The organism is Acinetobacter sp. NIPH 542, from assembly GCF_000369825.1.
GTDB classification, from domain to species: Bacteria; Pseudomonadota; Gammaproteobacteria; order Pseudomonadales; family Moraxellaceae; genus Acinetobacter; species Acinetobacter oleivorans.
On record NZ_KB850202.1, the window covers coordinates 138,627 to 163,085 of the forward strand.

Annotated in this window: 23 protein-coding genes; 2 read left to right on the forward strand and 21 right to left on the reverse strand. The window is 35.4% G+C overall.

What is annotated here, in order from left to right; translation table 11 throughout:
- Positions 1-2: 2 nt before the first annotated feature.
- From F886_RS00740 to F886_RS00830, 19 genes are read right to left on the reverse strand one after another with little or no spacing between them, the layout of a single operon-like run.
- Positions 3-416 carry a flagellar hook capping FlgD N-terminal domain-containing protein gene (locus F886_RS00740; RefSeq protein ID WP_005299414.1) on the reverse strand — a complete coding sequence of 138 codons (414 nt, stop codon included), beginning with the start codon at positions 414-416 and terminating at the stop codon, positions 3-5.
- Between the two features lie 10 nt (positions 417-426).
- Positions 427-1,065, reverse strand: a complete 639-nt coding sequence (locus tag F886_RS00745) for a hypothetical protein (RefSeq protein WP_005299417.1) — start codon at positions 1,063-1,065, stop codon at positions 427-429.
- Between the two features lies 1 nt (position 1,066).
- Positions 1,067-1,477 carry a hypothetical protein gene (locus F886_RS00750; RefSeq protein ID WP_005299420.1) on the reverse strand — a complete coding sequence of 137 codons (411 nt, stop codon included), beginning with the start codon at positions 1,475-1,477 and terminating at the stop codon, positions 1,067-1,069.
- A gap of 2 nt (positions 1,478-1,479) precedes the next feature.
- Entirely contained in the window at positions 1,480-2,826 is a 1,347-nt protein-coding gene (locus F886_RS00755) for a FliI/YscN family ATPase (RefSeq protein WP_005299423.1), read from the reverse strand.
- Complete coding sequence (locus tag F886_RS00760; protein ID WP_005299426.1) at positions 2,819-3,514, reverse strand: FliH/SctL family protein; 696 nt, start codon at positions 3,512-3,514, stop codon at positions 2,819-2,821. The genes F886_RS00755 and F886_RS00760 overlap by 8 nt, the downstream gene beginning before the upstream one ends.
- Complete coding sequence (locus F886_RS00765; RefSeq protein WP_005299429.1) at positions 3,507-3,932, reverse strand: hypothetical protein; 426 nt, start codon at positions 3,930-3,932, stop codon at positions 3,507-3,509. Before F886_RS00765 ends, F886_RS00760 begins: the two co-directional genes overlap by 8 nt.
- The gene (gene fliF, locus F886_RS00770) at positions 3,933-5,279 is read right to left on the reverse strand and encodes a flagellar basal-body MS-ring/collar protein FliF (protein WP_228129959.1); all 1,347 of its coding nucleotides are present in this window, start codon (positions 5,277-5,279) and stop codon (positions 3,933-3,935) included. It lies immediately after the preceding gene.
- A 9-nt stretch (positions 5,280-5,288) separates the two neighbouring features.
- The gene (gene fliE / locus F886_RS00775) at positions 5,289-5,585 is read right to left on the reverse strand and encodes a flagellar hook-basal body complex protein FliE (RefSeq protein WP_005299436.1); all 297 of its coding nucleotides are present in this window, start codon (positions 5,583-5,585) and stop codon (positions 5,289-5,291) included.
- Positions 5,586-5,589: 4 nt separating this feature from the next.
- Positions 5,590-5,991: a flagellar basal body rod protein FlgC gene (locus F886_RS00780; protein WP_005299439.1), complete on the reverse strand. Its 402-nt coding sequence runs from the start codon at positions 5,989-5,991 to the stop codon at positions 5,590-5,592.
- Positions 5,991-6,335 carry a hypothetical protein gene (locus F886_RS00785; RefSeq protein WP_005299442.1) on the reverse strand — a complete coding sequence of 115 codons (345 nt, stop codon included), beginning with the start codon at positions 6,333-6,335 and terminating at the stop codon, positions 5,991-5,993. The genes F886_RS00780 and F886_RS00785 overlap by 1 nt, the downstream gene beginning before the upstream one ends.
- A 9-nt stretch (positions 6,336-6,344) precedes the next feature.
- Positions 6,345-7,448, reverse strand: a complete 1,104-nt coding sequence (locus F886_RS00790) for a flagellar basal body P-ring protein FlgI (RefSeq protein ID WP_005299445.1) — start codon at positions 7,446-7,448, stop codon at positions 6,345-6,347.
- Complete coding sequence (locus F886_RS00795; RefSeq protein ID WP_005299448.1) at positions 7,445-8,020, reverse strand: flagellar basal body L-ring protein FlgH; 576 nt, start codon at positions 8,018-8,020, stop codon at positions 7,445-7,447. Before F886_RS00795 ends, F886_RS00790 begins: the two co-directional genes overlap by 4 nt.
- A complete protein-coding gene (locus F886_RS00800) occupies positions 8,013-8,699 on the reverse strand; it encodes a flagella basal body P-ring formation protein FlgA (protein WP_005299450.1) in 687 nt (228 codons plus the stop codon). Before F886_RS00800 ends, F886_RS00795 begins: the two co-directional genes overlap by 8 nt.
- Before the next feature lies 1 nt (position 8,700).
- Positions 8,701-9,456, reverse strand: a complete 756-nt coding sequence (locus F886_RS00805) for a flagellar hook-basal body protein (RefSeq protein WP_005299452.1) — start codon at positions 9,454-9,456, stop codon at positions 8,701-8,703.
- A 1-nt stretch (position 9,457) separates the two neighbouring features.
- Positions 9,458-10,183, reverse strand: coding sequence for a flagellar hook basal-body protein (locus F886_RS00810; protein ID WP_005299454.1), 726 nt, complete (start codon positions 10,181-10,183; stop codon positions 9,458-9,460).
- Positions 10,180-12,249 (reverse strand): flagellar biosynthesis protein FlhA, encoded by a 2,070-nt coding sequence (locus F886_RS00815; RefSeq protein ID WP_005299456.1) that lies wholly within the window; start codon positions 12,247-12,249, stop codon positions 10,180-10,182. Before F886_RS00815 ends, F886_RS00810 begins: the two co-directional genes overlap by 4 nt.
- Before the next feature lie 3 nt (positions 12,250-12,252).
- Complete coding sequence (locus F886_RS00820) at positions 12,253-13,326, reverse strand: EscU/YscU/HrcU family type III secretion system export apparatus switch protein (protein ID WP_005299459.1); 1,074 nt, start codon at positions 13,324-13,326, stop codon at positions 12,253-12,255.
- Positions 13,327-13,344: 18 nt separating this feature from the next.
- Complete coding sequence (locus tag F886_RS00825; RefSeq protein ID WP_005299462.1) at positions 13,345-14,076, reverse strand: flagellar biosynthetic protein FliR; 732 nt, start codon at positions 14,074-14,076, stop codon at positions 13,345-13,347.
- A gap of 5 nt (positions 14,077-14,081) precedes the next feature.
- Positions 14,082-14,345, reverse strand: coding sequence for a flagellar biosynthetic protein FliQ (locus F886_RS00830; RefSeq protein ID WP_005299465.1), 264 nt, complete (start codon positions 14,343-14,345; stop codon positions 14,082-14,084).
- 132 nt (positions 14,346-14,477) lie between these two features.
- Between F886_RS00830 and F886_RS00835 the strand changes: the two genes are divergently transcribed.
- Both F886_RS00835 and F886_RS00840 read left to right on the forward strand, forming a co-directional pair.
- Positions 14,478-15,665: a tetratricopeptide repeat protein gene (locus F886_RS00835; protein WP_005299467.1), complete on the forward strand. Its 1,188-nt coding sequence runs from the start codon at positions 14,478-14,480 to the stop codon at positions 15,663-15,665.
- A 14-nt stretch (positions 15,666-15,679) separates the two neighbouring features.
- A complete protein-coding gene (locus F886_RS00840; RefSeq protein WP_005299469.1) occupies positions 15,680-16,330 on the forward strand; it encodes a tetratricopeptide repeat protein in 651 nt (216 codons plus the stop codon).
- 335 nt (positions 16,331-16,665) lie between these two features.
- On the opposite strand, the gene F886_RS00845 is transcribed toward F886_RS00840, so the two are convergent.
- Together F886_RS00845 and F886_RS20485 are read right to left on the reverse strand one after the other, a co-directional pair.
- Positions 16,666-17,064, reverse strand: a complete 399-nt coding sequence (locus tag F886_RS00845) for a hypothetical protein (protein WP_005299472.1) — start codon at positions 17,062-17,064, stop codon at positions 16,666-16,668.
- A 9-nt stretch (positions 17,065-17,073) separates the two neighbouring features.
- Positions 17,074-24,414, reverse strand: coding sequence for a LysM peptidoglycan-binding domain-containing protein (locus tag F886_RS20485; protein ID WP_228129960.1), 7,341 nt, complete (start codon positions 24,412-24,414; stop codon positions 17,074-17,076).
- Between the last annotated feature and the right edge of the window lie 45 nt (positions 24,415-24,459).

The following is a 24,459-nucleotide window of genomic DNA, read 5'->3' on the forward strand; positions in this document are numbered from 1 at the left end:
TATCACCTTACTGTTTTAATTTGTGATAGCTTTATATCGGTCAAAAAATTACCATCTGCTTGTTTTACACTAATTAATGAACCTTCAGGTGAAAAATTAACAGCTGAAACTGTTCCTGTTATATTTGCACCACTATTAGTGACAATTTCCACCTGCTTTCCAATAATACCTAAAGATTGTAAGGTTGCATTAATAGAAACTAGATTACTAATATTATCGTTTGTAAGCCTAGCTTGCTCTAAATTTGTAAATTGAGCCATTTGAGCTAAAAATTCCCTATTATTAATAGGCTCAAGCGGATCTTGAAAAGTAAGCTCTGTCATAAATAGTTTTATAAAATCATTTTGACTTAAATTACTTCGACTTACTTCACTACTTGCAGTATTTAAACTATTACCAAGAGCATCTATAGCCATAATTATCTCTTTAGGTTTTAGACCAAATCATCTTTCCGTTAAGCCATATTCTATCAATATTATCAGGTAGTTGTCTCTTAATATTTTCTAAAAGCTCAGTTTGATCACCATCATAATCTCTTATGAATATCTCAGAACTTGTAAGAATAATATTTTTTTTTAACAGCAATGGTGAGGTAAATACTGTCTGCTTGACAGAAGCATTCAATTTTGATATATGATTTCCCATAAAGATATCTTCGTTTTTTGAGGCCAAATCTATTTTTGTATCAGATCGATCTAATCTTAACTTTTTGCTTATAAAGTTATTTTCTCTATTCTCATATGACTCATAAGATAAATCTTCATATTGAACTAATAAAGAATTGTACTTTTGATATGAAATATTATTTCCAATACTATTCAAATAAGATAAATGGTTGACCGCTGTTTTACCAAAATCATAAATTTTAGAGAAATTCATAGTCTTTTTTTCGATATTATTTTTTTGGGTAGTAAGTTTTCCATTTTTTTCATTATCATTAAATTCTCCCTTAATATCTTTTAAAAAATCACTACTTTCCTTTTTTCGTTTTGGGGCAATACTAGACCTTTCCCCTTGTTCATCGTAAATTGTTTTCAAACGATGATCAAAATTAATATTTTCCATTCTATTTCTCACAAATATCTTCAAAAAGTATATTTAATTCATCTTTTTCAATAGCATCTTTTAGATGATCAACTTTTCTTTTATGAAGAACCAACGCATCTAATCTTTCCTTTAACAACTCGTACAAAGCAATACTAGCTTTGTCACTTTCAATATAAGCATTATATTTTTTATTGATTACAATAAAATTTTCTTCATAAATCTGATTATCTAATGCAAGACCAAATTTTTTTTTAAGTTCAGAAAAGTTTGCTAATAGACCTAAATATTCATATTCATTTTTTTGTTTCATAGAATCCAATTTCAGCTTTCTTTCCTTCAACTCTCCCACTTCTATTTTTAGTGCCATATATTGATACTGAAGAATTTTCATTATTTCTTTTCTTTTCTTTAAATTGGAAATTATTGTCATTTTTATTCACCTAAAGAATCAATTTTAGTGATAATATTTTGCATTCTTATCCAGACACTATCTGGTTTTATATGCTCATTCTCCAATTGAATTAAAGTTTCATCAACTTCTGGTTTATATTGAATAATACAATCGAGTAGCTTATTTTGCCCTGACTGATATGCACCAAGTTGAATCATATCAGAATATTCATTATATAAAGCCAAGTATTTCTTTAACTGTGCAATAAGTTTTTTTTGCTCATTCGTATGTAAAATGCTAGATAATCGACTAATACTTTTCAATACATTGATTGCAGGAAAATGCCCTTTATCGGCTAAGGTACGATCAAGAATAATATGACCATCTAAAATAGATCTCATATGATCGGATATAGGTTCATTATAATCATCCCCCTCGACTAAAATAGTATAAATTGATGTTATCGAACCTTGTCCTAGTAAAGCTCCCCCTCTCTCGACCAAAGGGGGTAATTGAGAAAAAACCGAAGCTGGATATCCCCTTAATCCAGTTGGCTCAGAAGCAGCTAAACCTATCTCTCTTTGAGCATAAGCAAATCTAGTAATAGAATCCATTACCAAGAGTACATTAAAACCTTTTGCTCTATACCAATCAGCTACTGTAGTTGCGGTATAAGCAATAAATCTTCGGAAAACAGCTGGCTGTTCTGCTGTAGCGACATATATAATTGATCTTTTAAGACCTTTCTCACCCAGTACATTAGAAATAAAGTCTGTAACCTCTCTTCCTCTCTCTCCAACTAAAGCAACAATAATCACATCTGCAGTTGCATATTTGCACAACATACCTAATAAAGTACTTTTCCCTACTCCACTTCCAGCAAAAATACCTATGCGTTGCCCTATTCCAATTGGAGTAAATAAATCTAGTGCTTTAACCCCTGTATTTAATTTTTGAGTAATAGGAACTCGGTGCAATGGATTTATTGGTATTAAGTTTTTGGAGATAAACTCTACATTTTCTGGTAAAGATTTACCATCAATTGGATTTCCTAAAGCATCTAAAACCCTACCACGCATGTTGAGACTAACAGGAATTTGAATTGTTTTTTTTGAGGATATAATTTTACACTCAAGATTTAAACCATGAATATCACCAAAAGGCATTAAAGTAAAAGATTGTTCACCAACAGAAATTACTTCTGCAAACATATTATTCAATTTATTAGGATGAATTATTTCTACAATTTCACCAATACTAACATTTAAGCCAATTGCTTCAATGCTCACACCTTTAATTTCTTTAACTTTTCCTGAAGATTGTAAAAAGGAAGAGGTATTTAATTTTTTAAGAATATTATTGACAATATTATTTACACTATCAGTCATTTAATAATTGCCTAACTTTATCAAATTGCTGTTTAACCCCAATATCCAACATAGATTCTTTTAGATCAATTGAATATTGACCAGATTTTAAAGAATTATCTTTCTCAACGACTATATTATAATTTACTAGAAAAACATTTTCAGAAATAATTTTTTTAATTAGCTCATACTCATGTACATTAACTTTTAGGGTAAAACCCTCCCCCAAATTATACTCAACCAAAGCTTTCTTTATAATTTCTGCAATAAAACCCTCATGTTCAGTCAAATCTATAGTCATTTTCTTTAAGATTTCATCTATAGTTTTTATTGCAATAAGTTCTAAAGATGAATTTAAAACCTCATTTTTCTTTGTAAATTCAACAATACACGAAGTTAGAGAATCTATTTTTGCTTTAAATTGACTTTCCAGTAACAACATTTTTTTCTCATGAATATCTTTTAGTCTTGCCTTTTCAAGTTCAACGACTTTTTTATATTCATCCGCATATTGTCTTTTTAAAATAGATAATTCTTTTTCTACTAAATCTTCCACTTGTTCTTTTTTTGTTGGCACAACATTTTTTATTTCCGCAACTTTTAAGATTTCTTTTGGAGTGATGACCTTCTCAATCATAGTACCTAAAGTGACTTTTCTATCACTTTTTATCACTTTTTGTAATCTAGCTGATACACCACTATCATTCATATATTACTTTCTCATAAAAATAGTTATTCAAAGAAGCCTTCATTTTTGGTGCCAACTCAAATTGATTAAATATTTCTTTATATTTAATATATTCTCTGTAATAAGCATGATCTTTTTTTAAAGATATTTCTGAGAAAAGATTATCATCAATCAAAGCACACCAAACTGGAGATATATTCTGTATCATTTTATCTAATAATACAGAATATGAGTCACAGTCTTTCAAATCAGCTTCAATATAATCCTTAATGAATAAATTTTTAGAATCGATGCCAAGAGATTGAACTTGTTGTAATAGTTCATCTAATTTTTCGACTTCAGAATCATTTAAGTTTAGACGGATTTTTTCTTGCTCATTAGAAGTTAGACTAGAAAATCTTAATATCCAACTGCGTAAAGCAATATCTTTATCTTTCATCTAATTTTTACCCAACCAGTATTTTAAATTAACTAGAATTTTCTCTCTTTCTTCATCTGACAAGGAGTCTGTTTCAATTTCGCCTTTGATTGGAGTTTTGCGTAAATACTTTAAAATTAAAAATAAAACTATCATTCCTAAAGAAGAAATAACAATAATCATAAATGGTGATAGATTACTTTCAACTATATCATTTTTTCCATTATTAACTTTTAATAATTCACTTTTTGGCTTTTGATCAGATATGGGTTCTACAGGAACCATACTGCTAACCAAAACTAAACGATCTCCACGTTTTTTATCAATACCCAATCCAGCTTCTAGAACTTGTTGAATATTCTGTAATTGTGTAAAGTCTAATGTACTCGGAACAATAACACCTACATTGATATTACTAATTCTTTCTGAACCATATTCAATTTCTGAAATTTCTTTACCAATGGCATATTCATTATCTTGTGAACTATCCTTTTGAGAAGAATTTGTATTTTCTCCCCCTAAAGTAGTTGAAGAGGTTTCTTTCTTTTTTAACAATAAGATTCCAGCATCAGATAAAATTGGTTTTTCACGTACTACTTTTCTTTTGTCAAAATTTACTTGAACATGCGCAGAGACACTGACTTTATTGATATTAAAAGACTGGTATAAGATATTTCTTACTTTACTTTCTATTTTTGCTTCTAAATCATCTGAACGCTTCAATGAAGAAGAAGTATTTAAATTATTACTAATAATTTCTCCTTGTTGGTTCAAAAGTACAACATTCTTAGCTTCCAATCCATTAACAGCAGAGGAAACTAAATTTTGAATTCCTTCAACAGTATCTTTGCTTAACCGATTATTGTTTAAAGTTTCTATAACCACAGATGCCTTAGCTGTAGCTTTATCCACCTCATATATTTTATCTTTTTCCGGTGTCAGATGGACTCTAGCATATTTCATTCCATCCATAGTCATAATAGAACGTGCTAATTCACCCTCTAAGGCACGTTGAAAGTTAATTTTTTGAGCAAAATCAGACATACCATAATCAGTTTCATTAAACAATTCAAAACCAACCGTATCTGGATTACTTAACCCGCCCTTATCTAAAGCGATTTTTGCTTCACCAACTTTGCTTTCTTCCACTTCAATTGTATTATTCTTAATTACATATGGAATATTTGATGTAGATAAGATATTAATAACATTTGCCTGAATATTTTTATCATTTTGTTGTAATAAAGGCACATATGTTGGTTTCAAAAACCACCAACAAGCACCAATAAAACCGACAATAATAATGCATAGTCCGCTTATAAAAAAAACGGATTTTTTACCCCAGAAATTCATCTCTTTCTTACTCAAATTAGTTGCTTAGATTTGCATACGTGTAATTTCTTGATAGCTTTCAACTAACTTATTTCTTACTTGAATAGCAAATTGAAACGATAGTTTTGCATTTTCCATAGCAACCATAACGTCGTGTACAGCTATATTTTCACCTGCTGCATATTTCATTACTTTATCAGTTGCATTTTGATACAAAGCATCATTTCGATTCAGAATATCTAAAAAGCTTAAATGTTTTGGTTCCATAGAAGAAACAAAAGAGCTTTTTAAAGTTGGAAGTGATGTAACTTTATCTAAGCTTATTGGTTCAAGACTATACATTTACTTATTTTCCAATCTCATATGCTTTAGTGGTCATATCTTTAATCGTATTAAAAATACGAATATTTGCATCATATGCTCTGCTTGCAGAAACTAAGGTAGCCATTTCTGTCGCTGTATTAACCTCAGGATAAAACACCATTCCCATTTTATCAGCTAAGGGATGACTAGGTTCATATACACTTTTAGTATTAGCGTTCGGTATACTTTCTATATGAATACTATTTTGTATATCATTTAAAAAAGACAGATTAGTTTTAACATGCAAGACCGAATTTGCTTTTTTATTAGGTAAAGCAACATTAGCTATTGCCATATTATAACTTGCAGCTTCAACTCGAGCCTTTTCATGCTTTAAACCAAATGAAACAATGTCTTGAATAGATAAATTGGAAGAAAATTGCATTACACTTCTTTTCCTTGTATGACTAATTGCATTAATCCATAATTCCTATTTAACATTTCAGCGATACCTTGATAACGACCACTTGCTGAAACTGCTTCAAAAGTTTGTTCATCTAGCTTTATTAAGCTTTTAGGGATATTAGATTTATATCTTTCAATATCTACTTTATTATAATCTAAGTTATGAGTTGATATATCTTTTAATAAACGTTTATAGTCAAAATTTATTCCTTTTTTATCTACTAAATTAAAACTTGCAATATTTGTCGATGCAACTTTAACTCTCATATCTTGTATATTCATAGCACTTAAAAGTGTATTGCTAATACTGCTAATATCATTCATTTAACACCTCTATTGAATCACTAAGTCAGCATTTAAAGCACCAGCATCTTTAATTGCCTGAATAATTGTAATCATATCTCTCGTATTTAAGTGTATTTTCTGCAAAGCTTGAACTAATCCAGCTACTGTTGCTCCCTTAGGCAGAGATACAAAATTGGCTTTTTCCTCTGTTACTTTTAGATCTGTTTGAGGAACAACTTCTGTTGAAATATTGCTATTATAATTTCGTCCAATAAAGTTTGGTTGTGAAACTAAATATTCTGTATCTACTTTAATATTTAAATTGCCTTGTGAAATATTAACTTCTCCAATACGTACATTTGCTCCAGCAACGATTGTTCCCGTTTTCTCATTAATTACAATTTTTGCCACTTGATCTGGTTCTACTTCTAAACGTTCAATATTTGCAATGAGATTTGGTATTGGAGTGTAAGGACTAACAAAAATTTCTATCTTTCCCGCATGTACTACTTTTACGTTCATTACACCTTGACGAGATATAACCTGAGCAATTCTATTTGCGGTTGTATAATCAGGTTGATTTAAAATAAGTACCAACTTATCTTGAGGTAACTCATTTTCTACAGTTTTCTCCAAATATGCTCCTTTGGGAATACGTCCAACTGTTGCATGATTTTTTTGGAAAGAATTTCCATTAGCTTCAAAAGCATAACCTCCAGTAGCTAGTGGCCCTTGAGCTAAGGCATATAGTTTATTGTCAGGCCCATATAGCGGAGTTAATATTAGAGTACCTCCCAACAAACTCCGAGCATCGCCTATAGAAGATACTTCTACATCGAATTTATCACCTACTTCGCTAAATGGTGGCATTTTCGCAGTTATCATCACGGCTGCTGTATTACGCGAATTCAAATCATGCTCATTAATATTGACATTGAAATGCTTCAATGTATTTACTAATGCTTGCCTAGTTGTACTATTTCGATCTGAGTCGCCACTTCTAGCCAACCCCACAACTAATCCATACCCAATTAATACATGCTCTCGATTATCTTGTACGCGAACTAAATCTTTTAATCTAACTGTATTTCCAGCAGCAATAGCAGCATTTAAACTAACTAGAGCAACTAAACCAATTAATATTCTTCTCATATTAATCTTAACCAATGAAAAAGCTTATAAAAAACACTTAACTTTTGAGCATCATTTGCTACACCTTTACCATTAATTTGAATTTTAGCATCGGCTAAACGGTACGAATAAATAGTATTATCATAGCTAATATCATCTGGTCTTACATAACCACTTACCTGAATAAGCTGTTTATCATTATTGATAATAGCTTCTTGGTTACCTATTACTTTTAAATATCCATTTGCTAGCTTTTCTACAACTTGCACAGAAACAACTGTTTTTAATTGGCCTTGTCTTGATGTATTACCCTCACCACTTGCGCCGCCTTCCATTCCAAGACCAGCATCTGCCTTAGCAGTTAGAGTGTTTGCTGAAAAAGATAAATTTGTTTTATTCTTGGCATTAGTACCTACTGATGATTTGGCTGAAGTAGATTCAGCCACAAGAACAGTCAAAATATCACCAACATTAATTGCACGCCTATCACTTGTTAAAGCTTGATAACTCTCAGTATCAATTAAACTAGTTTGTGCAAACACATGATGTGTAGTTAACAAGATACTCATCATAAGAACAATTTTATTAATCAATTCTAACTGTTCCTTCTTTTATAACTGTAGCTCTAATGAGCTGGTTGTTAGTAGGTAAACGTACACTCACCTTTTCCAAATATTGCCCAAATTGTTGTGCTACACCTTTTGTTTCAATTACAACATTATCAGCAACTACAACAACCTTAACTAATTGATTCCTAGCAACCATAGGAGCCACCTTTAAATTCTTTTTTAGAATGGGAGTATTAATTTTTACTGCTTCACTAATCCATATATTTCCATCAAACGGTCCAACAGCTAACGCCTCCTTAGTTACCTTAAATTTAATGAGATCAACATCTTCATAATTTATTTCAACTTGTGAAAGTAACTGATTACGCATCGCATTTTGCTTAAATACCCAGGCTTTAATTTTAATTTCTGGACGAAACCATAAGATTTTTAACTTCTGTGTCTCACTCTTAGGATCACAATCGATTACTTCAAACCCGACTCTAGGCTGATAAATAGAAGTAATAAGCTTAAGTTGAGAATACGAATGATTAGAAACATTAAATAAGGGAAATAGTTGAGATGACAACCCACTATCGCTTTCTATTTTTTCTGAGACTAATCTATTCGCATTTACAATAAGTTGTTCATAACTTGAATCTAAACATGCATTTGTAGAACTAGAAATAATCAATAAAAATATAAGCGATAGCCTAAAACCCATTCTAACGTCTCAAATTATTAATTGTTTCCATAATTTGATCTCCCGCTTGTAATACTCTTGCATTTAATTGATAGGCTCTCTGCGCCATAATTAAATTAGAAATCTCACTCACTAAGTCAACATTTGACATTTCTAAATGCCCTTGTAAAACCGTCCCCATACCTTCTGTATTCATTTCGCCATATTGTGGCTCACCGCTTAATTGTGTAGGTAAATATAAACCATTACCCATTTTTTTAAGCTGACTATCATTATTGAAATTCACCAACTCTATTTTACCGAGTTCTAACTCTTCACCCGTACCGATCACTTTACCGCTTAAAATACCATTCGCAGACAATTTCACACGCTCAACATCAGGTGGAATACGAATATCTGTTGTTAGAACTTGACCATTTGCTAATGCAAGTTGGCCATCGGAATTCACATGGAACTGCCCAATTCTAGTATAAGCTAAACTTCCATCAGGTTGCTCAATTTCAAAAAAACCCTTACCTTGTATAGCGAAATCATAAGGCTGATTTGTGGTTTGCACATCGCCATTTTTAAAATCAGTATAAGTATTCTCCAAAGAAACACCTATGCCTTGCTGAGATACAGTATTATTAATATTATTCGTAGCAATAAGGTTGGAAAATTGAACAGTTTCTTTTTTATACCCCATAGTTTGCATATTTGATATATTGCTAGAAATCGTATCTAACCATTTTTGATGCGCTGCTAATCCAGAGTTTGCAATACTTATTGCGTCAATCATCTTATTTTCCTAATTGATTAATACCACTATCTAACAAATTATCGTAAGTGTTTACAGCTCTTTGTAAGCTTTCAATATGCCGAGATAATTCCATAATTTTCACCATATCTTGGCTCATCATCGTATTTGACTGCTCTAATTTCCCCTGAAATATTTGATACTCATTAGAGTCTATTTGTCTTACTTGCGAAGCTGAATATAAGGCATTACCCTCTGCCTTAATATCATTACTTTCAGCATGCACTACTAAAATTTGGTTTAATATTATATCATTATTTAAACCATAGATATAACCTTTATTATCAACTTTTAATGAATCTAAATCTTTTTCATCAATAATAATTGGCTGCCCTTCTTTACCTAAAACAGTTAAACCTTGTTGCGTTAATAAGTAACCCTTTTTATCAACTTGAAAATGTCCATCACGCGTTATTAAAAAACCATCCTTATTCAAAGCGACAAACCACCCCTTACCTGATAATGCAAAATCTAGCGCTCGATTTGTATTTACATATGATCCATTGTTTGAATTAATATAGGATAAAGTCTGCCTCTGCTCTATATCAGAAAAAGTTCTATTATTTGATGATGGCGATGCTAAAGTACTAAACACTCCTTCGCTTCTATAACCAACCGTATTTACGTTTGCTGTATTCTGTGAAACCGTTTTTAAGGCATTAAACTCTTGCTGAATAACTTGAGACAATTGCATAATCGGATCTGTCATGCGCTCATCTCCATTGCATGAAATTCTGGAATAGAAATAATTCCAGCTGAAGAAACTTGCACATACTGCCCCAACTCAGAAATCGACAAAACTTCCACATGCGGAATGGCTCGTGAGATCATGGCACGAAGAGGTCTACGAATAGAAGGTGAACACAATAAAATTGGTTGCACATTATTTGCTAATTGTTTTTCTGTTTCTTCTACAATCCCTCTAAGAAATTTGTCAATATATTGCGGAGGTAAGATACTTTCATTATTTACACGCACCATAGCCAACATATGACTCTCAATTTCAGGAGCAATTGTCATAACCTGTAAATTTCCATCGCTACTCAAGAATTTCTCATAAATAATAGACCCCAATCTTTCTCTAACTTTTTCAGCTAAATCCTCAGGTACTTTATTAATACGCCCAATATCAATAAGTACTTCTAAAATTTTCTCCATATTTTTTATACTTACCTGCTCTTTTAACAATAACTGTAATACACGTTGAATATCAGAATAAGTTAGAACAGATGGAATAAGTTCATCTAACAAGGTTCCCATACTATCTCTATGGAGTTGTATTAATTTTTCAGTTTCTGCCCGTGTTAGAAACTCACTTAAATAGCGTTTAATAATTTCTGATAGATGGGTCACAATTACAGTCTCTGGCTCAACAATAGTAAACCCTAAGGTACGTGCTTGTTGTTTCTGAGTATCTTCAATCCAGAGTGCAGGTAATCCATAGGTAGGCTCCTTAGTTTCATCTCCTTGAATACTACTCATCGAAGCATTGCCAGAATTAATCGCTAAAACCTTTAAAAAGTTGACACTCCCCCTTGCCACTACAGCACTATAAATGAGAATTTGATAATGATTTTCTGCTAATCTTTTATCTACATTAATCGATAACTTAGGCAGAAAAATACCTAAATCTAATGAAAGCTGTTTCTGTAAAGTAGCATATCTTTGAGTAAGAGAACTTGCATTATCCAAAATAAAAGGCTCTAAATTGGCACTTACTTTTAACTCAAATGGAGCAGGCTTTAGAGTATTTAGATCTTTTTGCTCTAATTTCCCTTGTTCAGTTTCATTTTCGCCTTCATTACTGTTAATTTGATTTTTCTTATTTTTAATAGAATACCAAACCGCTACCGCTAATATTATAAGCAACATTAAAATTGGCAAAACCGGTAGACCAGGCAAAAACAGCATTAAAGTTAACGCTACACCAACCACAATGATCGTTTGAGGATAAGCAAAAAACTGATTACCTAATGCTTGACCTAATTTAGTATCGGTAGCTGCACGTGTAATAATAATACCTGCAGCAACTGAAATTACTAATGATGGAATTTGGGTAACAATTCCATCACCAATTGTTAATAGTGAATAGTGCTGTAAAGCTTCAGACCATCCCATGCCTTTTTGAAGCATACCAATCGATAGTCCACCGATAATATTAATAATGATGATTACAACACCTGCTATCGCATCACCTTTAACAAATTTAGAAGCACCATCCATAGCACCATAAAAATTTGACTCTTGCTCTAATTGATGTCTACGTAACTTTGCCTCATCTGAATCAATTAACCCCATATTTAGATCAGCATCAATACTCATTTGTTTACCAGGTAATGAATCCAAGGTAAATCTAGCTGCAACTTCTGCAACACGCTGAGCACCATTAGTGATAACAATATATTGGACAATAATTAGGATAAAGAAAACAACAAAACCGACTACTAGATTACCAGCCACCATGTAGTTACCAACGGCAGCAATTACTTTACCTGCATCAGCATGATCTAAAATCAAGCGAGTTGATGAGATATTTAGTGCTAAGCGAAATAGTGTTGTAATGAGCAATAACGATGGGAAAGTTGAGAAACTTAGCGGTTTTTCTGTATCAAGTGCTAATAACAAAATAATTAAAGCTACTGTAAAATTTGTTAATAACAGAAAATCTAGTAACCACGTAGGTACTGGAGTAAATAGCACCAATAAAATACCTATTACCCCAATCACTAATGCGAGATTATAAAACTCGAATTTCAATTTATTCTTATCAATCATCTTTTAAAACTTCAACTTCGAATTTGGTAATGCAATAACCCAGCGATATATATCAACAACATCATGATGTATTTCATCTGGTATTGATTGATTAACTACACAATGGGCATAAATATATCTTGCGACAACTGGCCGATGTAATATTGGCACCTGATTCTTACGAGCTACTCGTTTAATCATCGAGGCAAGCATACCTGTTCCTGTTGCTAAAACAATAGGTGCATGCATTTTTTCAGGTTTATAGATTAATGCAACTGCATAATGAGTAGGGTTAATAATAACAACATCAGCTTTTTTAACTTGAGAAATTGCTTTCACCTTATTAAAAAACTCTTGCTGGTTTCTACGTCTCTTTGATTTTAATTCTGGACTACCTTCTCTATGACGATATTCATCTTTAACTTCCTTATGGCTCATACGCATTTGACGTGAGAATTCTCGTTTGGCATACCACATATCAAAAATTGCAAAAATTGCCATTACAGCTAGTAAACTGAGTACCAAGACAACTATAGATTTACTAAAAAATAATACGATTGATTGAGGAGTTCTTGTTAGATTACTCATTAATTGGTGGATAATATAAATTATTGAAAAATATGTAGCCACAAAAAATAATAGGCCTTTGACAATAACTCTAACTACCTCAACAAACATCCGCTTAGAAAATATTTTCTTAAGTCCCTTTACTGGATCTAATCTTTTAAAATCAGGTTTTAAAGTTGCGAAAGAAAAAACAAAACCACTATAAGCAAGGTTTATAGCGACCGCAAAAACCATAATGATTAAAATTAATGGAGCAAGTACATTTAATATTTTAGATACACTTTTGTTAGCCCAATAATGCACGCTTGCTAAGTTGTTTTGAACTAAAATATCTGTATGACCTAACCACCACTGAGTAAGCCTGAATATTTCTGAAGCAATATCGCCTGATAGTGCTATGAAGCCTGCAAGGAAAGCTGAAATTACTACAAAAGAAAGTAAATCCATACTCTTAGGTACATTACCTTTTTTCCGAGCTTGCTCTAACTTATAAGGTGTAGCTTGTTCAGATTTTTCTTGTTGATCTTCCATTATTTTAACCCCAGATCTTTAAAACAGAATCAGTTTTAAAGGTTCATCAAAAAGTCGAGGTACATTCTGGACAATCATTGGCATAGCTAACATCAGCAAAACCAAACCAGCAATAAATTTAACTGGGAGAGCCAAAAAATAAATATTAGCTTGAGGCATTGATCTAGACATTATGGCGAAAGCAATATCTACCAACCACACCCCTAAAATGACAGGTAACAATATAATAAAAGCAAAAATAAACTGCTCTCCCATTAAACTGATTAGTTTTTTTATATTTAATAACTGGAAGTTAAAAGATCCTAAAGGTACCACCCTAAATAATGCAACCAATCCATTTAATAAGGTGTAATGCAAATTAAGTATAAAAAATAAAACTCCAGCGATGGCAATGAGCAAATCTGAAATGACACCATTTAAATGACTAGAGGAAGGATCAAAAACACCCGCTGTATTAATACCAATTTGTAAATCCAGCAACTTCCCAACCAAATCTAAACTTGCAAAGGCTGTATGAAACCCAAAAGCAAGAACTGTGCCTAAAAGAAATTCACTTACGATCAAGGAAATTGTGATTACACTATGCTCAATCGGCACTAATCCAGACAAAATAACTGAGATTGCCAAGACAATGATAAGTCTAAAAAATATAGGTGCGCGAGTAAAAATAGTTAAAGGCATAACTACAAAAATTGGAAGCAGACGTAATGATAATAAGAGAACTGTCGTAAACTCAAGAAAACCGAACATATACTTTAAAAATTGGCTGCTTTTAGAAACATTTCAACTGCGAAAGCTCGTAAGTGGTTTATCATCCACCCTCCTAAAACCAATAGCATCACCACTGAAACAATAAGTTTTGGAATAAATGTTAGAGTCATTTCTTGAATTTGAGTGGCAACTTGTAAAATACTTACCAATAGCCCAACAATCATGATTGCTAATAATAATGGTGCTGCGACCATTGCTGTTGTTAATAATGTTTCTTTTAATAAATATAAGAGCTGATCTTGGTTCATTACATGTACTCCACAGTGGGTACATTTTAGCTGAAACATTCAAACAAAAAAATATATTTAATAATATTATTTCTTCTCAATTTCATATATTTATCTTATTCTATAATTATAAAAAGCAGGTGTTTTAATTTTATGATAACAACGAATGATTTCGAACGTGAAGAACAACTTAAACGTTGGTTAAGTTTTTTAGAGCAGGACCCTCAAAACGGCCACTTAATTAATTCTATTTTTGAGTCTGCTTTAATAGTCAATAATGTTGATGTACTTCAACACATGTTGGACCACATAAAAGAACAACAACTTAGTGATCCTCAAGTAAACCGGATGGCTAGCTTAGTAAGTTTACAGTTAGGTAAATTTCCAGAAGCTATCAGTTTTAGCCAACATGTTTTAGGTACTGAGTTTGAAAATACAACTGTATTACACAATCTCGCTTATGCCCAACTCTATATGAATCAATACGAACAAGCATATTTAACATTACAACCCTTAATGAGTTCTTCTGCATTAGTAGAAGCAGATACTTATGTGTTATATGCAAGAATATTACATCATTTAGAACAACCTGCTGGAGCAATAGCATCTTTACGAAATGCTATTAATTTAAATCCAAGACATGCTGAAGCATTAGGCAACCTTGCGTTATTACAATATGAAACTAATAATAATTTTTCAGATTACTTAAACGTTAAAGAAACAGCTCAACAAGCTTTAGCTATCAACCCTTATCAGTTTGAAGCACTATTAGCCTTGGGTGAAGTACAACTTAATGAACGAAGTATTTCTGCTGCGCAAAACACTTTTAATTTAACTTTAGAACACTATCCTCAAGCAGGACGTGCATGGTCTGGTCTAGGTCAACTCGAATTTTACGAAATGAATCTTGAGAAAGCTGAACAGCATTTGCTTAAAGCCGTAGAATATATGAATAATCACGTTGGTACATGGCATGTATTAGCTTGGTGCTATATCCTTAAGCAGGATATTGCTAATGCTGAAAAAGCTTTTGAAATTTCTTTACCATTAAATACTGAATTTGCCGATAGCTATGGGGGCTTAGCAGTTGTTGAGGCTATGAAAAATAATACCTCAAAGGCGAAACAACTCATTCAACAGGCTTATGATATTGATGAACACAGTATGGCAGCACAGTATGCTGAGTATGTTTTATTGAATAATGCAAACCAAGTAGATGCGGCTCAACAGAAAATGAACAATATTTTGATGAGACGAGCTCCAAGTAGCCAAAGCTCAGGTCAAGTGTTAGTCCAAGACTGGTTAAACAATCATCCAAACTTTCAAAAACATTTAAACTAAAATAGAAGACAATGATGAAGAATTTCTTATCTCCTTTTGATGCAGATGAAACTTTAAAACTTGCAATCCATGCAAGTGAACATGGAGATACTCATTCTGCTATTCGTTATTTAACTGAATTATTAAATATCCAACCTGATCATGGGGCGGCTTGTTATTTTCTCGCTATGCAATATGCAGAAATTGGTCTATTTGAGCGGGCAATCACAACTTTACAGCACGCTGTTGAAATTAATCCAACATTTGATATCGCTCAATTTCAACTCGGACTTTTATATTTACAAACTCAGCAAATACTACAAGCTGAGCAAATTTTTAGTGGCCTATCTCTAAGCTCACATGATCCTGCCCTTACAGCATTTTCACTTGGCTATTTAGCTTTATTTAAAGAACAAATCCCTAATGCTGTTCATCATTTCCAAGAAGGAATTGCTGTTTGTTCAAACGATGCTTTAAGTAATGATATTAAACGTGTAATCGCTCAAGTTGAAAATACAGCTCAAAATTCATCTATTCCTAAATCGAATAATCAAGATATAGCTCATACTAATCATTTTACTGAAACCCAGGCCGAGCAAACTAATGCCACTACTGAACACAAAACATTAACAGGGTTTTTGGGTGCTTATTTAGATACTATTGATGAGGATAATGGACCTCATTGACAAAGCACATCAATTAAGGAAAAGTCAAAATAAAACTTACTTTTCCTTAATTGGAATCCCGCCTTTTAATGAAAAACAAATCTAAAATAATATTTATTTTCTTTTAAATAATGTCTCATTAATCATTTTAAAGCTACCATCCTTAAATTCATATTCTCTAGTATAATATAAAGTTCCTAATTCCAAAATTTATAGGAAAGATTGGAATTATTTTCATATATAAAAAGATATAGTTAAGGTAATAAGTAATTATAAAATGTAGGATAATTCATTAAATTACTAATCCAGCCTCACTCCACTAGCAAATTGTAGAGTGAGATAAACAAGGCAACAGCTCAACCGTAATCAAAGGGATTTAAAATAGCAATCACTGTTACAGGCTCCTCTTCAAAAAACCTATCAACAACCCAAGTACTTTCACGTATTTCCCAACAGAGTTGAGTCTTTTGTAAGGCTTCTAAGATTTCAGCTTTTATATCAATCATCTCTAACGGTCGATTTGCCATTCCACCCATAAGACAATTTATTGAAATCTCTACTGCATCTATATCTTTAAAAGAAACAAAACCATCAGGCCCTTCCAAATAATTTTCTATAGAGATTGTTAAAAGTTGTCCCCATCGACCTTTCTCGGTCGAAGAAACTTGCTTTCGAACTATATGGACCCAACAATCAAATTCCGATCTTAACCTACAGAGTGAAGACCAATATAATTCTGTTCTATCAATTGTCATTTGATTAACCTATTTTTCATTTTTTCGATCATATTCAGTTGGATAAGTTAAATGTTCACCATTTGGACCATGATAATGAGGCAACTCGAACTGATTTTTATCCTCGAAGTAGTGTCCATTTGCATGATGTTGAAACTCGATAATTTTCCCCTCCTTGGTAAGACCACTCACCATTTCCCAAGGCTGACCATTTGGACCAACAAGATTTGGATTCTTTCCATACATCTTAGTAACTTCAACTGTAGTTGGATCAATTCCACGACTTTCTAGAGCTGCTGCAAGTGCTGCATCTGAAGTTAAAAATTGTTTATCACCCACACTTGCAGGTCGTCTTTCAGCATCAGTTTTATAAGTTGACCAGTTTTTTGCTCTATCACCCACTCCACCAAATTGACTATTCGGTACATTTGTTGGACGAGCGTATTTAGAACCAATGCTCATCATACCATAAGCACTGGCAGAAGCCCCTGCAGCCAGACTCAATATGGCCAATAAATCACCAGCTCCTTGCTGATTCTTTAAAATTCTTTCTCGTCTATATATAGCAGCTTGTGACTCTTCTCTTACTAATGCCGATGAATCATTTAAACCTGCTTTCGCTAAAGCAAAATTTTCCGCACTAATTCCTGATCTCATCAGACTTAAGTCAGAAGAATAAGCCCAAGCTGTCATACCTAAAGTTAGAGTATCCATTCCCGCAGCAATTTGATCTCCACCAAAATAATTAATTATTCCATTTAAGGCATAATCCTTCGCTACTGCTGCCGGACCAAACATTACAATAGATGCAGCTAAAGAAAGCTTTTCTACATCAATGCCTGTTTGATTAACAAACGTATCAATCCCCTGTTTGACTAAACTAGCATTTTGAAACAAAGTCATACCAAGGGTTTTGCCATATACTACTTGTGTTCGGTTTTCCCCTCCATATGAAAAGTAGCCTGTACTTCCATCACTACCAGCTGAAGAACCTAAAGTAGTTTTCAGATTTTCAGCACTATCAAACATACCGTCTATCATCTTTTGATGTTTTTGGTAATTTGAACTGGCATTTATTAGGTTTGTTCTTTGTTCATCATTACTGAGTGTTATTAAGCCTTTATCTCCAAATAAGAGATCTCGCATAAACTCATCAGATTTAAATCTTTCTACAAAATTATTTTTATCAGTATCTGATACTCCTGCTAATTCGATATTCAGGAGATCATTTTCATTGTTTACTAAAATTTCTTCAGGTTTAAGTTCTTGAGCTTTTACAACGATTGGATCACTTAACTTATTTGAAATATATCCACCAAACTGACGCCCTACTGTGTTTGCGATCGCTGCCATTGATACATTTAAGTAATCCGGTTTCGTTCCACCAAACCACTTATCATCAATAGCTGATGCTATATTTGCTCCAGCTATTCCAGAAGCATAATTACCAGCCACTGCACCTAATTCATTGAATACACCAGTATAACCTAGCCCAGTAGCAGCTACAGAACCAACAATTGATGAACCTAATGCCGCCCAGCTAAAACTTTGATTACTTCCAAACACTTGATTAGTAATATAATTTGCCCCATAGTTAACTGCACCATTATATGCGGCAACGCCAATTCCCTGAGTAAAGCTCGCTTGACCGTTTTGAACAGCATTAATGGCTTTTGCCGCAGTCTGAGCCCAGCTATAGCTTTTTGCTAAATTAGTTACGCCTGCTCCCACCCCGGCAGTAACACCTGCGGTTAACGCTGACATACCTACTTGTGACCAAGAGAAACTATCAACAACCCCCATGGCCTTACCAGCCAATTGAGATGCTGCACTTCCTACTGCTGCACCCACCATGGCTGCACCAATAGAAGCTCCAGCTAAGGCAGCTATACCACCAGTGAATGCGGCTCCAGATGCTATGGCAGCTCCTGCAGCCCCTGCAGCAGCTCCCATGGTTCCTCCACTAGCCAATACACCAAATGCCGCTGATGCAGCCCCTGCGGTATAAATGGTCACCACAATCGCCACTACGATCATTACAATCTGGGCAATACCACCACACTTCTTCTTCGGCTTCGGTGGCGGTGGCGGGCTCGGTACTGTCGGCTGGGTATTCCCAATCGCCTCTCCCGGGTTATAAGGCCGGAACGTCTCACTATTGTTGTGAATGTTGGTGACCTTGTTCGGAACCGTTAATACCTGTCCCGCAGTTAACTTGTCCGTCGCACTCAAGCCATTTACATCAGCCAGCATGTACCACATCGAAGCATCACCCCAAACCGACAACGCAATGCTTTGTAAGGTATCTCCGTTATTCACCACATAACTGGTCGATGCACTCGATGGATACTGCGCATTAATCGGCTCAAAGTTCTGGTCAAAGTCCGCCGATGAAATCGGCTTAAAGTCTTTGGCCTGAGTGGCTGTCGCACGGTTGTTTTGCAGGTTCTGTACGTAGTCTTCACGCGATGGACCATCGTTACTCAAGTCACCTACACGTTGCCCGTTGACATAGTAGAAGTTACGGTAACGGTTCATGGTGTTATTAATCAGCTCGTTTCGCTGTAACACCATCCCTTGTGAGTTATTGATATACGTTGCAGCGCGTTTATTCTGTGCATTCTTGTCATCAACAAAACCGCTTAGGTGGCCATTGATGTTATAGCTCAGGCTAGTTTCACCCTTTAAGCCATCTACCGTGGTGGTGATTTTGCTTTGCTTGGCACTGTCCCACCATTCATAAGCATATTGAGTGGTCTGGATGGAACCTGAGGTCGGTGTCATCACCGTCTTATCAAGGGTCGCCTTATCTGCAAGGTAGGTATACAGCGTTGTACCCGCACCTGTACCACCTTCTTTTTTCTGCTCGGTAATCTGGTTATCTTTGCTATAGGTGGTCGTGGTGGTCTGATAGACCGTCGCACTGTTTTCATTGTTATCGGTATATTTAGTTACCCGGCCCAAGGCATCGTTATAACGGGTAGATACCGTATATTGGGTACCTAGAACACCTGTGCTTGAGTAATCTGCATTCTTCACTGTCTCAAGGTAGCCGTCAGTGGTATAGCTATAGCTTTCTTTATGCGCCTTGGTCGAGTTCAGTGCATCTTTACCATAGTCTGCTGTCAGGCGTTGTCCCAGCTTGTCATAGCTAATCGCAATACCGGTATTGCCGCGCTCTACTTTCTTCGCTGTACTATTGAGTACACCCATGCTGATGGTAAAGCGGTTCATACTGTCATAGCTGTACCAGAAATCCTGAATCTTCGGTGCAGCATTTACAGCATCACGGTAGTTCGCCAGCATATGCACGATATTGCCATTGCCATCATATTCATAATGAATATTGAAGGACTGGTCCTGCACGCTGATCTTACGGTTTAAGCTATCGTAGTTGATCAAGGCATTCTGGAATACCCGTGGCTCGCCCACCTTGCCATTGAGTTCCTGATAGCGCTCTTCAATCCGGTTACCGTTGTCATCATAACGATAAGAAGTTAACAGGTTGAGTGCGGTATCTCGGATTTCCTTGATCGCACCGTTGCTGTAGTAGTTATAGTCAAGGCTCTGGCCCTGGCTGTTGATTTGTTTGGTGAGCCAGCCCCCTGCGTTATACGTATAGGTAAAGACATGTTCACCCTTGTCGGTATGCTTGATAGTCCGGCCAAAGTAGTCTTGTTCATCGACCACGGTTTTACCAAGTCCATCTGTTTCCGTACGTTTAATACCACCCTTACTGCTGTTTAGATTGCTAATTGTCGCATCGTAAACATAATCGACTTTGGTGGTCACCCCTTCAGCGGTTTTACTCTGCACCACACGGCCTAAGGCATCATAGTCTGTGGTGGTAGTATTCTTCAGTGCATTGGTTGCACTCAGGCGATTCCCCAGTTCATCGTAGGTAAAGGTGTCGATGAGGCTGGTTTGTACTCCTCCCGAAGTAATATGATTAGCACCTACTGTCCCTGCAGTTCGTGCTGCACGGGTAATCTGGATCAGGTTGCCATTGATATCGTAGCTATAACCAGTTTTAACGCCCAGTGCATTGGACTGTTCAATCAGGTTGCCATAGACATCATATAAATTACTGACCTCACCAGTATCAGCATGGGTTTCTTTTTCAACCAGCCAATCCCCGGTTTCAAGGTTACGTCCGTTTAAGTAGCTTTGCTTGTTGATATTGCCATTGGCATCTTTACTGGTCAGTAAGCGGCCACTTAAGTCATAGCCATATTCAAGGGTTGGGGTGCCTTGTGTAACCGTACCATCTGACTTACGGATATCCACTGTAGGGAGAACCTTCTTGGTCAGTTTACCCATGGTGTTGTAGCTGAGGCTACTGGTATTACCATTCCCATCCGTTTCACTAATGATTTCACCAAAGGCATTGTAAGCCTGTGATTTAACAATCTGGCTGGCACGGTCACCGGATCCGTTAATCACCCACTTGTTTTGCTGGCTACTACCATTACCCTTACTGTCAATGCTGAGCTTACCCGGTACAAAGGCAATCACCTTGCCTGCACTGTCATAGAGCTGGTAGAAATACTCATAGTTTTCGAAGCCTGACTTAGGTACCAGATCATTTAAGTTCCAGCGATAGATTCCATTTGAAGAAGTGATACTGACTTTCTGGAACTGGTTACTGCTGGCCCAGTAAGCATCGCTGTTAATATCGGCACTGACCAGATCGGAAACAAAGTTGCCGCTCGCATCGACCTGACGTTTACGGTAGAACAGCTCCATCTTGCTACCGTTGTTCTGCGCAGGCTGGAAGTCAAGCCAGCTGTCATTCAGCTGGTTGGTGTGTTGGCCTGAACCGGCACCCACGCCTACATTGACATAGCCTGTCGCACGGTTAAGCAGTTTGCCGTTTGCATCGGTGGTTTCGTAACTATAGTAAACTGTGGTACTGCCCAACAGGTTCTGTTCGGCAAGATCGGTGACATCCAGAATAGCTTTACCATCACTTCCTACGATTAATACTGCAGTTTTATTCAGCAAACCTGCTGCTGTACCATATTTAACGGTCACTTTACTGCTGCCGGTAGGCTGGCCTGCAAAGGTAATCTGGTTCTGCGCAAAAGATTTAGGAATATAGCTCAAGATTTCTGGTTGTATAGCACTACTTAAACGTATCTTTCCAATAATACCCTGTGTAGGTTCCGTACTATCAAAGCTTTCAAACTTCTCTAACTGAAATTCATAATCTCCGGTTAACTTCCCATAATCCCAAATAAGAAAATCTTTAATAGAAGCAAGCTTTCCATCACCAGCATCTATTAATCCATAATAAGCATTTGTACTCTCCCAAGCATTCGTACCAACTTTACGAATTTTAAGAGCAACTTTTTCTTTTCCGTTAAATTTAAGCCCAAATTGATCAATAAATTCAACAGTACTATTTCGATTTAAAACAAATCCATCTCCACCATAATTTAACGGGGTAGTAGTAACTTTAGCACCTTGAGGATTTTGTTCTAAAAGGCCTTGCTGCCTATTAATAACAATATAATCATTATTAAAAGAAACATATTGAAATTCATATTTCTTTAATGGATCTATATCTCTTAGATCAAGCTGGAAGTTACCACTAATTTCTTGGCCATAAACATCCTTTAAAGCCTCAGCAGAAGTTACTTTATATGGCTTCGCGCTACCTAACTCTCGATAATAGAGAAGAACTAGTTTTACATCAGCACCCTGATTATTTACTTTTAAATAAGATTCACCACCTAAATCCATATAATTATAAATATGATTATCAGTTGGGACTGTTATTGCACGTGTTGGAACTCCAACTCGCCCCCAAGGTGTATCAGGATGATTAATAACTTTAAAAATCGTCTTCTGACGCATTTCGCCGATTTCTATAAATTTATTATCCTCTACTACAGCTAATTTGACATCAAAATAGTTAACATTCCCTTCATTCGTAGATTCACGATAGCTCTCGAGTTTAAAAAAATCTTCATTACTCAGATCGATATAAAAATCCGTTGATCCAGTATCTATATTTATAGAGAACTGTTGTGATGATGTCGTATAACCATCATTATAGTTTTTAAATATTAAAACGAAACTATTTCCATATTTTTTTAAAATCTCATTGTTAAAATTATATTTAAGTTTTATTGGAGCATTCGCTGGTAATGGTGAATATTCACCACCATTTAGGGAGACAGATCCACTATCATCACTTGATGCAACAAATAATCCTTTTACAACATCCTGTTTATTATTAATCGTTTCTTTTTTGTCTACATAAACACTCGGCAAATCCGTAGCAGCCAGTGCCTTTTGAGTCACCGTAGCCTGATTCAGTGTGGTATTAATAACCCCCTGACCACCTCCTAAGATTTCTCCCTTCGCGTTATACGCCAAGTATTGATAGTCATATAACGCGTTATTCTCTAAAGTATTTAACTCGGCTTTGTACCATCCGGCAGTATTATTGTATAAAGCGGCACTACTGGTTAAGGTACTCCACTGGCTTGCCCCAGCCACCTTGTATTTCACCTCAACCCGACTGGTCCCGGTCGGGATATTTTTCATCATTAACTGGCTATAATTATTTAAGCTCCCTTCCTGTTCAATCGTTCTAGGCTCCCAGATTAATAACTGTCCAATCTCCGCATAATACAATGGAGGCTGCTCACTCCAACGTGATTTCCTCGCAATTGAAGATGCGATCTTATCGGTAACTTTATTGGTGGTATTCATCACCAATTCGGTAGTGGTTGCCGAAGTCCGTTTATAAATCTTGACGGTATAAGTTTTTCCACCCAGGAATTTATCGGTATTGTTATCCAGCGCAATCTCGACCAGACTGCTGCCTGCTGCAACACTCTTTTTATACACCTGCCCATCGATACTTAACTCAACTTCGAAATTGCCATCCCCAAAGCCTTTTAACTGTGATGGAAGAGCAACCTGAATTTTTTCTAATACAATCCCTTCTTCATAATAAACTGTAACCCAAGTTTCGTGCTTGTCGGTACTGTCAGTAACTTTTTCTCCTTTCTTTCCAATCAAGGTAATCGGTAATTTATAGTCATTAAATACATCCACTGCCACCACGCCCATGGTGTTCGCCACACTGTTACCTGTCGCCGTGGCAGTCGGATTGGCACTTACCGTCCCACCCGAGAATACATCCACCACATTCACAGAGCGCTTGATCGCCCCTGTGCCACTGTCCAGTACCTTACCGGTCGCATCACTACTGCTATAACTATAGCTATAGTCGATATTGGCCTGAATTGCACCAATGTCCAGCACGAACTGGCCTGCTGTGGTGGTTGCCTGCATATCAACAGTTAGGGTATTACTCGCGGTAGCGGTACTGCCCTTCGGCCAGTACTTGATCATCACACGCTTCGCCTGGGCATTGGCCTGAATGCTCAGCTTCTGGGT

Bases quoted from the DNA above. Each gene is read 5' to 3' on its own strand.
- F886_RS00740 (WP_005299414.1), bottom strand. From the start codon at position 416: ATGGCTATAGATGCTCTTGGTAATAGTTTAAATACTGCAAGTAGTGAA.
- F886_RS00745 (WP_005299417.1), bottom strand. From the start codon at position 1,065: ATGGAAAATATTAATTTTGATCATCGTTTGAAAACAATTTACGATGAA.
- F886_RS00750 (WP_005299420.1), bottom strand. From the start codon at position 1,477: ATGACAATAATTTCCAATTTAAAGAAAAGAAAAGAAATAATGAAAATT.
- F886_RS00755 (WP_005299423.1), bottom strand. From the start codon at position 2,826: ATGACTGATAGTGTAAATAATATTGTCAATAATATTCTTAAAAAATTA.
- F886_RS00760 (WP_005299426.1), bottom strand. From the start codon at position 3,514: ATGAATGATAGTGGTGTATCAGCTAGATTACAAAAAGTGATAAAAAGT.
- F886_RS00765 (WP_005299429.1), bottom strand. From the start codon at position 3,932: ATGAAAGATAAAGATATTGCTTTACGCAGTTGGATATTAAGATTTTCT.
- fliE (WP_005299436.1), bottom strand. From the start codon at position 5,585: ATGTATAGTCTTGAACCAATAAGCTTAGATAAAGTTACATCACTTCCA.
- F886_RS00780 (WP_005299439.1), bottom strand. From the start codon at position 5,991: ATGCAATTTTCTTCCAATTTATCTATTCAAGACATTGTTTCATTTGGT.
- F886_RS00785 (WP_005299442.1), bottom strand. From the start codon at position 6,335: ATGAATGATATTAGCAGTATTAGCAATACACTTTTAAGTGCTATGAAT.
- F886_RS00790 (WP_005299445.1), bottom strand. From the start codon at position 7,448: ATGAGAAGAATATTAATTGGTTTAGTTGCTCTAGTTAGTTTAAATGCT.
- F886_RS00800 (WP_005299450.1), bottom strand. From the start codon at position 8,699: ATGGGTTTTAGGCTATCGCTTATATTTTTATTGATTATTTCTAGTTCT.
- F886_RS00805 (WP_005299452.1), bottom strand. From the start codon at position 9,456: ATGATTGACGCAATAAGTATTGCAAACTCTGGATTAGCAGCGCATCAA.
- F886_RS00810 (WP_005299454.1), bottom strand. From the start codon at position 10,183: ATGACAGATCCGATTATGCAATTGTCTCAAGTTATTCAGCAAGAGTTT.
- F886_RS00815 (WP_005299456.1), bottom strand. From the start codon at position 12,249: ATGATTGATAAGAATAAATTGAAATTCGAGTTTTATAATCTCGCATTA.
- F886_RS00820 (WP_005299459.1), bottom strand. From the start codon at position 13,326: ATGGAAGATCAACAAGAAAAATCTGAACAAGCTACACCTTATAAGTTA.
- F886_RS00825 (WP_005299462.1), bottom strand. From the start codon at position 14,076: ATGTTCGGTTTTCTTGAGTTTACGACAGTTCTCTTATTATCATTACGT.
- F886_RS00830 (WP_005299465.1), bottom strand. From the start codon at position 14,345: ATGAACCAAGATCAGCTCTTATATTTATTAAAAGAAACATTATTAACA.
- F886_RS00835 (WP_005299467.1), top strand. From the start codon at position 14,478: ATGATAACAACGAATGATTTCGAACGTGAAGAACAACTTAAACGTTGG.
- F886_RS00840 (WP_005299469.1), top strand. From the start codon at position 15,680: ATGAAGAATTTCTTATCTCCTTTTGATGCAGATGAAACTTTAAAACTT.
- F886_RS00845 (WP_005299472.1), bottom strand. From the start codon at position 17,064: ATGACAATTGATAGAACAGAATTATATTGGTCTTCACTCTGTAGGTTA.
- F886_RS20485 (WP_228129960.1), bottom strand. From the start codon at position 24,414: ATGATCAAGTACTGGCCGAAGGGCAGTACCGCTACCGCGAGTAATACC.